We start from the raw sequence: 13,299 nt of genomic DNA on the forward strand, positions 1-13,299 counted from the left end.
GTGAGGCAGCCGGACGGCCGTGCCAGAGTGGGCGCCATGACCGAGACCGATGCAACGACCATGAAAACGGACGAGGTTGAGGCGCTGGCCGCGGACGGGCTGCGGTGGCTGCTCTCCGTCGCCCGGGACACCGGGGGCGGCGGGATCGGCTGGCCCGTCACGCCGTCCGACGCCGACGTCGACCCGATGCTCTACAACGGCACCGCCGGAGTGGTCCCGGTCCTCCTGGAGGCGTGGCGGCACTTCGGCGACGACTCCTACGCCGACGCCGCCCGGCGCGCGGCCCGCTGCCTGGCCCGGTCCGTCGAGGAATGGCAGGACGACTCGCTCTACTTCGGCCGCACCGGGATGGCCCTGGCGCTGCGGGCCGTGCACGACGACCTGGGCGACCCGGCCGCCGGGGCCGCCGCCGACCGGGCGCTGGAGCTGGTGCGGGCCGGCTTCGACGGGGAGCGCTGGGGTGAGCTGTACGAGCTGATGGGCGGCAACGCGGGCATCGGGCTGGGCGCGCTGCTGATGGGGGCGGACGATCTCGCCGTACAGGCCGTGGAGCCGTACGCGCGCACCGCCGAGCCGACCGCGCACGGTGTGCAGTGGCAGCACCGGCCCGGCGCGACGGGCCGGATGCACCACATCTCGCACGGCACCCTCGGCATCGTCCACGGCCTGGCCGCCGTCGGGCACGCGGCCGGCCGCGCCGATCTGGTCGAGCTCGCGCTGGCCGGTGCCGCGGACGTCGTGTCCCGCGACGAGGACGGGCCGGACGGCTTCCTCGTCCCGCACTCCGATCCGCAGCACCGCCCCGATCTGGTCCAGCGCCACAACTACGGCTGGTGCCACGGCCCTTCGGGCGACGCCCAGGTCTTCCGGCTGCTGCGGGACCTGACCGGCGACCCGCGCTGGCAGGCCCTCGCCGACCGCTGCTGGCACACCGTCACGCACTCGGGTCTGCCGAGCCGGCTGCGCCCCGGCTTCTGGGACAACAACGGCCGCTGCTGCGGCACGGCGGGCGTCCTGGCGCTGGCGGACGACCGGATCGCCGAGCAGGGCGACTCCCCCGAGTTCGCCGAGGTCCTCGTCGCCGACATCGCCGCGCACGCCACCCGGGACGCCGACGGCGCCCGCTGGTCCAACGTCGAGCACCGGGCCACCCCGAGCGCCCTGGAACCGCGGACCGGGTGGGCGATGGGCAGCGCGGGCATCGTGCGGGAACTCCTGCGCCATGTGCGGATCTCACGGGGCGGTGCGCCGGCCTACGCCTTCGCCTGGCCCGACCAGCCGGCGCCGCGGGCTCAGGCCACCGACCCGATCCGGCCCGCCGGTTCGGACGTGGACGCCGCGTCGTGATGGATCGGCGTGTGCGCGCCGGTCAGGGAGGCACCGCTGCCGCCACGCCGGCCCGCGACGATCTCCGAGGCGATCGACAGGGCCGTCTCCTCGGGCGTACGGGCGCCGAGGTCCAGGCCGATCGGTGAGCGGAGCCGGGCCAGCTCCAGTTCGGTGACGCCGACCTGCCTGAGCCGCTCGTTGCGGTCCAGGTGGGTGCGGCGCGAGCCCATCGCGCCCACGTACGCCACCGGCAGCCGCAGCGCCGACCGGAGCAGCGGAACGTCGAACTTGGCGTCGTGGGTGAGCACGCACAGGACCGTCCGCGCGTCCACCTCGGTGCGCTCCAGGTACTTGTGCGGCCACTCCACGACGATCTCGTCGGCCTCCGGGAAGCGGGTCCTGGTCGCGAAGACCGGCCGGGCGTCGCACACCGTCACGTGGTAGTTCAGGAACTTGCCGATCCGCACGAGCGCCGACGCGAAGTCGATCGCGCCGAAGACGATCATCCGGGGTGCGGGGACGGAGGACTCCACCAGGACCGTGAGCGGGGCGCCGCAGCGCGAGCCCTGTTCGCCGATCTCCAGGGTGCCCGTGCGGCCCGCGTCCAGGAACGCGCCCGCCTCCGCGGCGACCGTGCGGTCCAGTTCGGGATGGCCGCCGAAGCCGCCGTCGTGGCCGCCGTCGGGGCGGACCAGCAGCGCGCGGCCCATCAGGTCCGAGGGTCCGGACACGATGCGGGCGACCGCCGCCGCCTCGCCGGCCGACGCCGCGGCCAGGGCCGTCGCCAGCACCGGGCGGGCCGGGTCCTGCGCCCGTACCGGGGTGACGAGGATGTCGATGATGCCGCCGCACGTCAGGCCGACGGCGAAGGCGTCCTCGTCGCTGTAGCCGAAGCGCTCCAGGACCGTCTCGCCGTCCTCGAGGGCTTGTCGGCACAGTTCGTAGACCGCGCCCTCCACACAGCCGCCGGAGACAGAGCCGATCGCCGTGCCGTCGGCGTCCACCGCGAGCGCGGCGCCGGGCTGGCGGGGTGCGCTGCCGCCGACCGCCACCACGGTGGCCACGGCGAAGTCACGTCCCTGCTCGACCCACCGGTGCAGCTCTTCGGCGATGTCCAGCATCTGTCGGTCTCCTTAAAGCGGTCGTGTGGAGGGCGGTACGCGCACGGCTAGTGCACGCCCATCCAGCTCTCAATGGGATTGAGGGCGAAATAGACGATGAAGATGCCTGTCAGGGCCCACATGAACGCCCCGATCTCCCGCGCCTTGCCCTGAGCGATCTTGATGGCGACGTACGAGATGACACCGGCGGCGACACCGGCCGTGATCGAGTACGTGAACGGCATGATCACGACGGTGAGGAACACCGGGATCGCGGTGGCCCGGTCGGCCCAGTCCACGTGCCGTGCGTTCATCATCATCATGGCGCCGATGACCACCAGGGCCGCCGCCGCGACCTCGCCCGGCACGATCGCCGTGAGCGGGGTGAAGAAGAGGCAGGCCGCGAAGAACAGGCCGGTGACGACCGACGACAGGCCTGTACGGGCACCCTCGCCGACGCCGGTGGCCGACTCGACGAACACCGTCTGCCCGGACGCGCCGGACACACCGCCGATGGCGCCGCCGGCACCGTCGATGAACAGCGCCTTCGACAGGCCCGGCATCCGGCCCTTGTCGTCGGCGAGCTTGGCCTCGGTGCCGACGCCGATGATGGTGGCCATCGCGTCGAAGAACCCGGCGAGCACCAAGGTGAAGACGATCATGCCGACGGTCATCGCGCCGACCTCGCCCCAGCCGCCGAACTCGACGTTGCCGAAGATCGAGAAGTCCGGCATGGACACCGCGCTGCCGTGCAGTTCGGGGGCGCCGCTGGCCCACTGCTTGGGGTCGATGGCGCCGAAGGCGTTGAGGACCACGGCGAGCACGGTGCCGCCGACGATGCCGATCAGGATCGCGCCGGGGATGCCGCGCGCCTGGAGCATGAAGATCGCGAGGAGGGTGACCGCGAAGAGCAGGACGGGCCAGCCGGCCAGTTCGCCGGCGGGGCCGAGAGTGACCGGGGTGGCCTCGCCCTGGTGCACGAAGCCGGCCTTGTAGAAGCCGATCAGCGCGACGAACAGGCCGATGCCCATGGTGATGGCGTGCTTGAGCGCGAGCGGGATCGCGTTCATGATCATCTCGCGCAGGCCGGTGACGACCAGCAGCATGATGATCACGCCGTACATCACACACATGCCCATGGCCTGCGGCCAGGTCATCTGCGGGGCGACCTGCGAGGCGAGGACGCCGGAGACGGAGAGGCCGGCGGCGAGGGCGAGCGGCACCTTGCCGAAGAAGCCCATCAGCAGCGTGCTGAAGGCCGCCGCGAACGCGGTCGCGGTGATCAGCGCCTTCTGGGCGAGGGTGTCACCGGCCGCGTCCTTGCCGGACAGGATCAGCGGGTTGAGCAGGAGGATGTACGCCATCGCCATGAAGGTCGTGACGCCGCCGCGCACCTCACGCGCGACCGTGGATTCTCTCTTGGATATGTGGAAGTACCGGTCGAGCCAGGACCTGCCGGCCGGGACGCGGGTGCCTTCTCCCGCGTCTTCGGCTGTGGTCGCCGGCTCCAGAGACTGCTGGGTCATGTGGGCCTACTCCCAAGGTTCAAAGGGGCACCCGCGCATTGCCTTCGGCGATCAGCGGGGTTTGGGGAGGTGCACGACCCGGGGGACGGCCCGAGACGAACAGTTGGGGCGCCTGGGGGGACGAAGTCCCCCCAGGACGGAATTGACCGGTTCAACGCCCGGAGGGCTACGTGCCGGTGAGGTGTTCCGGCCGTACCGGCGTGCGGTTGAGCTCCAGCCCGGTCGCGCTCCGGATCGCCGCGAGGACGGCCGGGGTCGAGGACAGGGTGGGTGCCTCGCCGATGCCACGGAGCCCGTACGGGGCGTGGTCGTCGGCGAGTTCGAGCACGTCGACGGGGATGGTCGGCGTGTCGAGGATCGTGGGGATGAGGTAGTCGGTGAAGGAGGGGTTCCTGACCTTCGCCGTCTTCGGGTCGACGATGATCTCCTCCATCACCGCCACGCCCAGGCCCTGGGTGGTGCCGCCCTGGATCTGGCCGATGACGGACAGCGGGTTGAGGGCCTTGCCGACGTCCTGGGCGCAGGCCAGCTCGATCACCTTCACCAGGCCGAGCTCGGTGTCCACCTCGACGACCGCGCGGTGCGCGGCGAAGGAGTACTGGACGTGTCCGAAGCCCTGGCCGGTGCGCAGGTCGAACGCCTCGGTCGGACGGTGCCGCCACTCGGCCTCGACCTCGACGGCCTCGCCCTCCAGCAGGTCCACCAGATCGACGAGCACTTCGCCGCCGTCGGTGACTACCTTGCCGCCCTCCAGCAGGAGTTCGGCGGTGGCCCAGGCCGGGTGGTAGGAGCCGAACTTGCGGCGTCCGATCTCCAGGACCTTCTCGCGGACCAGCTCGCAGGAGTTCTTCACGGCGCCGCCGGTGACGTACGTCTGCCGGGAGGCCGAGGTCGAACCCGCCGAGCCCACCTGCGTGTCCGCCGGGTGGATGGTCACCTGGGTGACGCCCAGCTCGGTGCGGGCGATCTGCGCGTGGACGGTGACGCCGCCCTGGCCGACCTCCGCCATCGCGGTGTGCACGGTGGCCACCGGCTCGCCGCCGACGACCTCCATGCGCACCTTGGCGGTGGAGTAGTCGTCGAAGCCCTCGGAGAAGCCGACGTTCTTGATGCCGACCGCGTAGCCGACGCCTCGTACGACGCCCTCGCCGTGCGTGGTGTTGGACAGGCCGCCCGGCAGCTGCCGTACGTCCGCGCCCTCGCTGGACTCCCACTGGCGCTCCGGCGGCAGCGGCATCGCCTTGACGCGGCGCAGCAGTTCGGCAACGGGGGCCGGCGAGTCGACCGGCTGCCCGGTCGGCAGGAGTGTGCCCTGCTCCATGGCGTTGAGCTGCCGCAGCGCCACCGGGTCCATGCCCAGCTTCTCGGCCAGCTTGTCCATCTGCGCCTCGTAGGCGAAGCACGCCTGGACCGCGCCGAAGCCGCGCATCGCGCCGCAGGGCGGGTTGTTGGTGTAGAGGGCGATCGCCTCGATGTCGACGTCGTCGATGACGTACGGGCCCACGGACAGCGAGGAGGCGTTGCCGACGACGGCCGGGGAGGCGGAGGCGTAGGCGCCGCCGTCCAGGACGATCCGGCACTTCATGTGGGTGAGCTTGCCGTCCTTGGTGGCCCCGTGCTCGTAGTACAGCTTGGCGGGGTGGCGGTGGACGTGCCCGAAGAACGACTCGAACCGGTTGTAGACGATCTTGACGGGCTTGCCGGTGCGCAGCGCCAGCAGGCAGGCGTGGATCTGCATCGACAGGTCCTCGCGGCCGCCGAAGGCACCGCCGACGCCGGACAGCGTCATGCGGACCTTGCTCTCGGGCAGGCCGAGGACCGGGGCGATCTGGCGCAGGTCGCTGTGCAGCCACTGGGTGGCGATGTACAGGTGGACGCCGCCGTCCTCGTCCGGCACGGCGAGGCCGGACTCCGGGCCGAGGAAGGCCTGGTCCTGCATGCCGAAGGTGTACTCGCCCTTGACGATCACGTCGGCCCGCTCCGCGGCCTTGGCCGCGTCGCCGCGGATGATCGGCTGGCGGTGGACGATGTTCGGGTGCGGGACGTGGCCGCTGTGGTGGTCGTCGCGGCCCTCGTGGACGAGGATCGCGTCCGGCGCGGTCGCGGAGGCCTCGTCGGTGATGACGGGCAGCTCGCGGTACTCGACCTTGATCTTCGCGGCGGCGCGCCGGGCCGTCTCCGGGTGGTCGGCGGCGACGATGGCGACCGGCTCGCCGTGGTGGCGGACCTTGCCGTGGGCGAGGACCGGGGTGTCCTGGATCTCCAGGCCGTAGTTCTTCACCTCGGTCGGCAGGTCGTCGTAGGTCATGACGGCGTAGACGCCCGCCATGGCCAGTGCCTCGCCGGTGTCGATGGACACGATCTCGGCGTGCGCGACGGTGGACCGGAGGATCTGCCCCCAGAGCATGTCCTCGTGCCACATGTCGGAGGAGTACGCGAACTCGCCGGTGACCTTGAGGGTGCCGTCCGGGCGGAGCGTGGACTCGCCGATGCCGCCCTTGGTCTGGGAACCCTGGGTGATCTTGGTGGGAGTGCCGTTAGGAGTGGACACGTCAGACCGCCTCTCCCTGCCGGGCGGCCGCGAGGCGGACCGCGTCCATGATCTTCTCGTAGCCGGTGCAGCGGCACAGGTTGCCCGACAGCGCCTCGCGGATGTCCGCGTCGGTCGGGTTCGGGTTGCGCTCCAGCATCTCGTCGGCGGCGACCAGCAGACCCGGCGTGCAGAAGCCGCACTGGACGGCGCCCGCGTCGATGAACGCCTGCTGGATCGGGGAGAGTTCGGTGCCCTCACCGGTCTGCGAGTCCTGCCCCTTGGCGGCCCAGCCCTGGGCGTCCTGGAGCGACGTACCGCAGGCACCGGTCGCACAGCCACCGTGCTCGGCGCGCTGCTTGGCGAAGTCGGCGAGCCCCTCGACGGTGACGACCTCGCGGCCCTGGACCTGCCCGGCGGCGACCAGACACGAACAGACCGGCACACCATCCAGCCGGACGGTGCAGGATCCGCACTCGCCCTGCTCACAGGCGTTCTTCGAGCCCGGAAGGCCCATCCGCTCGCGCAGCACGTACAGCAGGGACTCGCCCTCCCACACGTCGTCGGCTTCCTGCGGACGTCCGTTGACAGTGAAGTTGACACGCATTACGCGGCTCCCTCCGTGAGGCGGCGCTCGCCGCGATACGACTCCCAGGTCCAGGTCAGCGTGCGGCGCGCCATGACGCCGACCGCGTGCCGGCGGTAGCTCGCCGTGCCCCGGACGTCGTCGATCGGGTTGCAGGCGCCCGAGCACAGCTCGGCGAACTGCTTGGCGACCGACGGGGTGATGATCTTGCCGTTGTCCCAGAAGCCGCCCTCTTCGAGCGCCGCGTTCAGGAACTCCTCGGCGGCCTTGGCCCGCACGGGGGTGGGGGCGGCCGAGCCGATGCCGGTGCGCACGGTCCGCGTCTCGGGGTGCAGGGCGAGCCCGAAGGCGCACACGGCGATGACCATCGCGTTGCGCGTGCCGACCTTCGAGTACTGCTGCGGCCCGTCGGCCTTCTTGATGTGGACGGCACGAATGAGCTCGTCCGCCGCCAGCGCATTGCGCTTCACGCCGGTGTAGAAGGCGTCGATGGGGATGAGGCGGGTGCCGCGCTCGGCCGACTCGACCTCGACCTCGGCACCGGCCGCGAGGAGGGCGGGGTGGGCGTCACCGGCCGGGGAGGCGGTGCCGAGGTTGCCGCCGACGCCGCCGCGGTTGCGGATCTGCGGGGAGGCGACCGTGTGCGAGGCGAGCGCGAGGCCCGGCAGCTCGGCACGGAGGCTCTCCATGATCCTCGTGTACGGCACAGAGGCGCCGAGCCGCACGCTCTCCTCGCCGACCTCCCACTCGTAGAGGTCGCCGACGCGGTTCAGGTCGAGAAGGTACTCGGGCCGACGGTGGTCGAAGTTGATCTCGACCATCACATCGGTGCCACCCGCAATCGGCACAGCGGTGGGGTGCTCGGCCTTCGCGGCGAGCGCCTCCTCCCAGCTGGCGGGGCGAAGGAAGTCCATGACCGGCTCTCTTCTTCGTCTCGTGGGTCGTACGGTTTGAGCCAGATCAGGTGCGGCGGGCCCGGCTCGTTCATGTGCTGTTAACGCGCATTGACGTCAGTACACAGCGCGCTGCTCCACCGGGGTCAGTCACGGAAACCATGAAGGAGTTGGCTGGCCAGGGTAGGCATCTTGTAGATTCGTATGAACGGAGGTCACCAGTAACCTCCACGTCTTTCTCCGGAAACAGCAGCCACGGCGCTGTGACCTGGGACACCGTCCGAAAGACGACGAGCACCGCCCCCGGCGCCGCTCATCGGCCCGCCGTACGGGCCGCCCCGACTGACCCTTCAAGATTCATCGTAGATTTCGAGACAAAGAACGGCGGCGACGAGAATGCGGCTGCGCGCACTGCTGGAATCCGACGCGCTGGGCCTCAAGCTGCTCGGCGGCGAGGACGAGCTGGATCGCACCGTGCGCGGCGTGATGACCACCGACCTGCGCGACCCCAGCCGCTATCTGTCCGGCGGTGAGCTGGTGCTCACGGGCCTGGCCTGGCGGCGCGACGCCGCGGACTCCGACCCTTTCGTGCACATCCTGGTGCAGGCCGGCGTGGCCGCCCTGGCCGCCGGTGAGGCCGAGCTCGGAGACATTCCCGACGACCTGGTGACGGCCTGCGCCCGGCACCGTCTGCCGTTGTTCGCGGTGCACGAGTCGGTGGCCTTCGCGACGGTCACCGAGCATGTCGTACGGCAGGTCAGCGGCGAGCGGGCCGGGGATCTGGCGGCCGTCGTCGACCGGCACCGCCGGATGATGACCTCGGGCCCGGCGGGCGGCGGCCCGGACGTGGTCCTGGACCTCCTCGGCTCGGACCTGGACCTGCGGGCCTGGGTGCTGTCGCCGACGGGCCGGCTCATCGCGGGCTCCGAGGTCGGGGGCCCCGCCCTGCCCGCCGAGCTGTGCGCCAGGCTGGCGGCGGAGCATCTGACGGCCGCCCGCACGGGCCGCCGCGGCCCGCACCGGATCACCCTCGGCACCGCGACGTACTCCCTGTTCCCGATCCGCAGCAGCAGTCGCGGCGCCCAGGGCTCGCGGGACGTGCGCGAGACGCTGCTGTCGGACTGGCTGCTGGCCGTGGAGGCGGACGCGAGCGACTGGCCGGAGGAGCGGCTCGACCTCCTCCAGGGCGTCACCCAGCTGATCGCGGTCGAACGGGACCGCCGGGACGCGGCCCGCACGGTCCGCCGCCGCCTCGCCCAGGAGGTCCTGGAACTGGTCCAGACGGGTGCGGCGCCGGCCGAGATCGCCGCACGCCTCCGGGTGGCCGCACCCGTCCTGCTGCCCGGCCTCGGGGCCGCCCCGCACTGGCAGGTGGTGGTCGCGCGGGCCGAGTGGGAGGGCGCCGACATCGAGGCGGGCCCGATCGCCCAGTCCCTCCTGGAGGAGATCCTGGTGGACCCGCTGGCCACCGGCCCGGAGCCCTCCGACCGCATCGCGGTGGCCCACACGGGTGACGAGGCCATCGCCCTGGTCCCCCTCCCCGCCGTCTCCTCGGAGCACGACGGCTCGGAGGCCGGCATCCTCGCCGACGCGCTGCTGGAGTCGGTCCGCACCCCGCTCTCGGCGGGCCTGAACGACGACGGCCGGGTCACGCTCGGTGTCAGCGCGGCGGTGCACTCGGCGGAGGGCCTGCGCGGCGCCCTGGAGGAGGCCCGCCACGCCCGCCGGGTGGCGGCGGCGCGCCCCGGCAGGGTCTGCGCGGCCGGCCACCAGGAACTGGCGTCCCATGTCCTCCTGCTGCCCTTCGTCCCCGACGACGTACGCCGGGCCTTCACCGCGCGCCTCCTGGACCCCCTGCGCGACTACGACCGCCGCCACCGGGCCGAGCTGATCCCCACCCTCGAAGCCTTCCTGGACTGCGACGGCTCCTGGACCCGCTGCGCGACCCGTCTCCACCTGCACGTCAACACACTGCGCTATCGGGTCGGCAGGATCGAGCAGTTGACGAGTCGGGACCTCTCCCGGCTGGAGGACAAGCTCGATTTCTTCTTGGCATTGCGGATGAGTTGACCCCACGCGGCCACCCCGCCGGATGGCACCAAGTGCCGTCGCTGTCCCACGACTTTGTGAAATCCTTCACCCACCCTCTTGGCCGGGCCGCCAGATTCGTGCTGAGATGCCGCCACCACTCAACAGCTCGATGGCGTGCTCGGGGAGGGACAGGTGGCGCATACCGCCATGTCTGGTAACGGAACGACCGACGGTGACGATCCACTCCAGACCGCGGTATGGCGGCTGCGTTCACGCGCCTGCTGGGCGGACGCGGCGGCCCTGCTACGGCCGGTGACGGCGTCGGCCTCGCTCCAGCGGGCGTCGCTGCTGGTGGAGCGCTGCCTCTACACCGAGCAGGGCTGGGAGGAGGCCGAGGACGCACTCCGTACGGCCGAGGCGCTCGCCCACAGTGACGACGAGCGGGGCGCGGCAGCTTGTGAACGCGGGCAACTTGCGTACGCGGCGACGCTGCACGGAGTGCGCGACCGGGCGGACGAGGCGCGGGCGGCACTGGGCCGGGCGGCGGCGCTGATCCCTCCGGGGGCAGCGGGCCGGTCCCTCCTGGACTTCCGCCGCGGCCTCCTGGCGGAGAACCTGGCCCGCTCACCCCAGGCCGCACGAGCCGCCTACCGCCGAGCCCACGCCGGCGCCACGGCGCACGCCGACCCGCTCCTGCTCTCCTTCACCTGGCGCCACCTGGCCGGACTGGCCCTGCGCGACGGCGAGTTGGCGGAGGCCCGGCACGGCTTCGCCGAGTCCCTGCGCATCCGCGAGGAACTCGGCTACCTGGTGGGTACGGCCCCCGCGCTCGCGTCCCTGGCCGACGCGGAATCCGAACCGGAGGCGTCCCGCCTCCGCGAGGAAGCCACCCGCCTCTTCCGCCTACTGGGCGGAGTCCCCACCTGGCTGGCCCACCAACTGACCCCACCGGCCCCGGACGCAGCAACGGCGTAGCCCCAGGACCAACCCTGGGGCTGCCGCCCCAGACCCCGCTTCGGCCTGAACGGCCTCGTCCTCAAACGCCGGACGGGCTGAAGGGGTGGGTGCCCACCGGCGGAAATGGTTGCGGCCCGGCGCGGAACGGGCGGCAAGAGGCAGGCGGAGCCGAGAGACGCGCCCGCCCACGGCGGCAAGGGGACGTGCCGGGGGGTGTCCGCCCGCAGCGTCGGGCGTCAAGACACAGCACCCTTCTAAGTGAGGGCAACCGCCCGACCGAGGACGGACACCCCCCGGCACGGCCCCGACCCACCCCCACCCGCAGGCGCTACGCAAGCCCCCACTCGGCGCAACGGGCCGCCGCAGGCATCCCGTCAGCGCGCCCCGCCGAAGTGCTCCCCCACCAACGACCGCACCACATCCAGATCCCGCGCGATCAACGCATCCAACAGCGCCATGTGCTCCGCCGCATCCGCCAGCAGATCGGCATGCCCCCGCCCCGACACCCGCACCGGCCCCACCAGCGGCCACTGAGCCCGCCGATGCAGATCATCGGCGAGCTGGACCAACTGCTCGTTGCCACAGAACGCGAGCACCGCCCGATGGAACGACCGGTCCGACTCCGCATACGTGGCCCGGCACCCGGAAGATGCCGCCCGCACCGTAGCCTCCGCCAACGGCCGCAACTCAGCCCACCGTTCGACAGAAACCGTACGCGCCAGCCGCAGCATCACCGGCACCTCGATCAACGCCCGCACCTCGGCCAGCTCGGCCAGCTCCCGAGCCCCCCGCTCGACCACCCGGAACCCCCGGTTGGGCACGACCTCGACGGCCCCCTCCAACGCGAGCTGCTGCATCGCCTCCCGCACCGGCGTCGCAGAAACCCCGAACCGCTCCCCCAACGCAGGCGCCGAGTACACCGCCCCGGGCGTCAGTTCACCGGTGACCAGCGCGGTACGCAACGCGTCCAGGATCTGCCCCCGCACCGAGGCCCGCTGCACCAAGGCCCGAGGCCGCGGAATAGGCGTCTCACTGTGCGTGTGCTCACCCCGAGCCAAGGCCCCGGCGTCACCCCGCCCCGGCCCACCATCCACACCACGCTCAGCCCGCTCAACCCTGTCAGCCCGCTCAACGCGCTCATCCCGGTCGACCCGACCGCCCCGCTCCCCCTCCACGCCCCGCCCCTGCACAGGCACACGCGGCACATCCACCCGAACCTCGGGACCCCCGACCCCCACGCCGCCCACACCTTCCGCCCCGCCCAAGCCACCCGACCCATCCGGATTCCCCGTCGCCGCGGAGCCCTGCGCGCCCTGCTTCACGGGTCCTCCTCCGGACGTGTCGGTACTTGGGGTCATTACGGCGGGTTGTTACTCACCCGTCAAGCACCATAGGCGCAGAACGCGACAGTTCAAACCGCAGCGATCTTCGGTAAGGTAAGGCTTACCTTTGAAGCCTCATGGATCGGCGGCCACCATGCCCGTGCCCCCTACGGCCCTCGCAGACGCCTACACCCGTCTCACCACGGCCTTCCCGGGGCTGGACATCATCCAGCCGCCCGCCCCCGAGCCCATGCCCGACCACGACGGATGGGTCACCGCGGCCGCCCTCGCCGCCGGCGGCGGCACCCTCGACGCCTTCCTGGCCTGGGACGACGCACAGGTGGTGCGCGACTACGGACAGCCCGCCCGCCCGGACGTCGTCGCCAGCTTCGGCCTGCACCGCTACGCCTGGCCCGCCTGCCTGCTGATCACCGTCCCCTGGTTCCTGCTCCGCCGCGTCCCCCGCCTCCCCGTGACACATGTCTCGTACGACCGCACGGCCCCCGGCCTCGCGATAGGCCGCCTGGCGGCCCGCCCGGCCGCCTTCGCCTGCCTCCCCGGCGACCCGGCGGCCACCCTGCCCGGCGCCAGGGTCGTCCCGGACGAGGAGGCGCTGCGCGCGGAGGTGCGGGCCGCCCTCGCCGAGCACCTCGAACCCGTCCTCGCCGGCTTCGGCCCGCGCATGCGCCGCCGCGGCCGCGCGCTGTGGGGCATGGCGACCGACGAGATCGTCGAGAGCCTCTGGTACGTCGCCCACCTGTTCGGCGACGGCGAGCAGGACCGGGCCCGCCATGAGCTGGAACTGCTCCTGCCGGGGGCGACACAGCCGTACGTCGGCTCGGCCGCCTTCCGTGAACTGACCGGCCCGAACGGTGAGTCACTGCCCACCCGGGACCGGGCGAGCTGCTGCATGTTCTACACGCTGCGCCCCGAGGACACCTGCGCCACCTGCCCGCGCACCTGCGACGCGGACCGGGTCACCAAACTGCTGGCGGCGGCGAGCTGAACTTCCGGCCACCGAGTTC

Annotated in this window: 10 protein-coding genes; 4 read left to right on the forward strand and 6 right to left on the reverse strand. The window is 72.1% G+C overall.

What is annotated here, in order from left to right; all coding sequences use genetic code 11:
• The first annotated feature begins 36 nt into the window (after positions 1–36).
• A complete protein-coding gene (locus CP983_RS09205) occupies positions 37–1,347 on the forward strand; it encodes a lanthionine synthetase LanC family protein (RefSeq protein WP_150499238.1) in 1,311 nt (436 codons plus the stop codon).
• Here CP983_RS09205 and CP983_RS09210 read toward each other — a convergent pair.
• From CP983_RS09210 to CP983_RS09230, 5 genes are all read right to left on the reverse strand, one after another.
• The gene (locus CP983_RS09210) at positions 1,293–2,450 is read right to left on the reverse strand and encodes an XdhC family protein (RefSeq protein WP_150499239.1); all 1,158 of its coding nucleotides are present in this window, start codon (positions 2,448–2,450) and stop codon (positions 1,293–1,295) included. The genes CP983_RS09205 and CP983_RS09210 overlap by 55 nt on opposite strands.
• 47 nt (positions 2,451–2,497) lie before the next feature.
• Complete coding sequence (locus tag CP983_RS09215) at positions 2,498–3,955, reverse strand: NCS2 family permease (RefSeq protein ID WP_030952619.1); 1,458 nt, start codon at positions 3,953–3,955, stop codon at positions 2,498–2,500.
• A gap of 166 nt (positions 3,956–4,121) precedes the next feature.
• Positions 4,122–6,506: a xanthine dehydrogenase family protein molybdopterin-binding subunit gene (locus CP983_RS09220; protein ID WP_107907821.1), complete on the reverse strand. Its 2,385-nt coding sequence runs from the start codon at positions 6,504–6,506 to the stop codon at positions 4,122–4,124.
• Between the two features lies 1 nt (position 6,507).
• The gene (locus CP983_RS09225; RefSeq protein WP_107907820.1) at positions 6,508–7,092 is read right to left on the reverse strand and encodes a (2Fe-2S)-binding protein; all 585 of its coding nucleotides are present in this window, start codon (positions 7,090–7,092) and stop codon (positions 6,508–6,510) included.
• Positions 7,092–7,985 carry an FAD binding domain-containing protein gene (locus CP983_RS09230; RefSeq protein ID WP_150499240.1) on the reverse strand — a complete coding sequence of 298 codons (894 nt, stop codon included), beginning with the start codon at positions 7,983–7,985 and terminating at the stop codon, positions 7,092–7,094. Before CP983_RS09230 ends, CP983_RS09225 begins: the two co-directional genes overlap by 1 nt.
• Before the next feature lie 375 nt (positions 7,986–8,360).
• On the opposite strand from CP983_RS09230, the gene CP983_RS09240 reads away from it, so the two are divergent.
• Both CP983_RS09240 and CP983_RS09245 read left to right on the forward strand, forming a co-directional pair.
• Positions 8,361–10,034 (forward strand): PucR family transcriptional regulator, encoded by a 1,674-nt coding sequence (locus tag CP983_RS09240; RefSeq protein ID WP_150499241.1) that lies wholly within the window; start codon positions 8,361–8,363, stop codon positions 10,032–10,034.
• A 153-nt stretch (positions 10,035–10,187) separates the two neighbouring features.
• Positions 10,188–10,970, forward strand: a complete 783-nt coding sequence (locus CP983_RS09245; RefSeq protein ID WP_150499242.1) for a hypothetical protein — start codon at positions 10,188–10,190, stop codon at positions 10,968–10,970.
• A 356-nt stretch (positions 10,971–11,326) separates the two neighbouring features.
• Here CP983_RS09245 and CP983_RS09250 read toward each other — a convergent pair whose 3' ends face one another.
• Positions 11,327–12,274, reverse strand: coding sequence for a GntR family transcriptional regulator (locus CP983_RS09250; protein WP_229914669.1), 948 nt, complete (start codon positions 12,272–12,274; stop codon positions 11,327–11,329).
• Positions 12,275–12,428: 154 nt separating this feature from the next.
• Between CP983_RS09250 and CP983_RS09255 the strand changes: the two genes are divergently transcribed.
• The gene (locus CP983_RS09255) at positions 12,429–13,280 is read left to right on the forward strand and encodes a (2Fe-2S)-binding protein (RefSeq protein WP_150499243.1); all 852 of its coding nucleotides are present in this window, start codon (positions 12,429–12,431) and stop codon (positions 13,278–13,280) included.
• Positions 13,281–13,299: the final 19 nt, after the last annotated feature.

The organism is Streptomyces chartreusis (assembly GCF_008704715.1).
In the GTDB taxonomy this organism is placed as follows: domain Bacteria; phylum Actinomycetota; class Actinomycetes; order Streptomycetales; family Streptomycetaceae; genus Streptomyces; species Streptomyces chartreusis.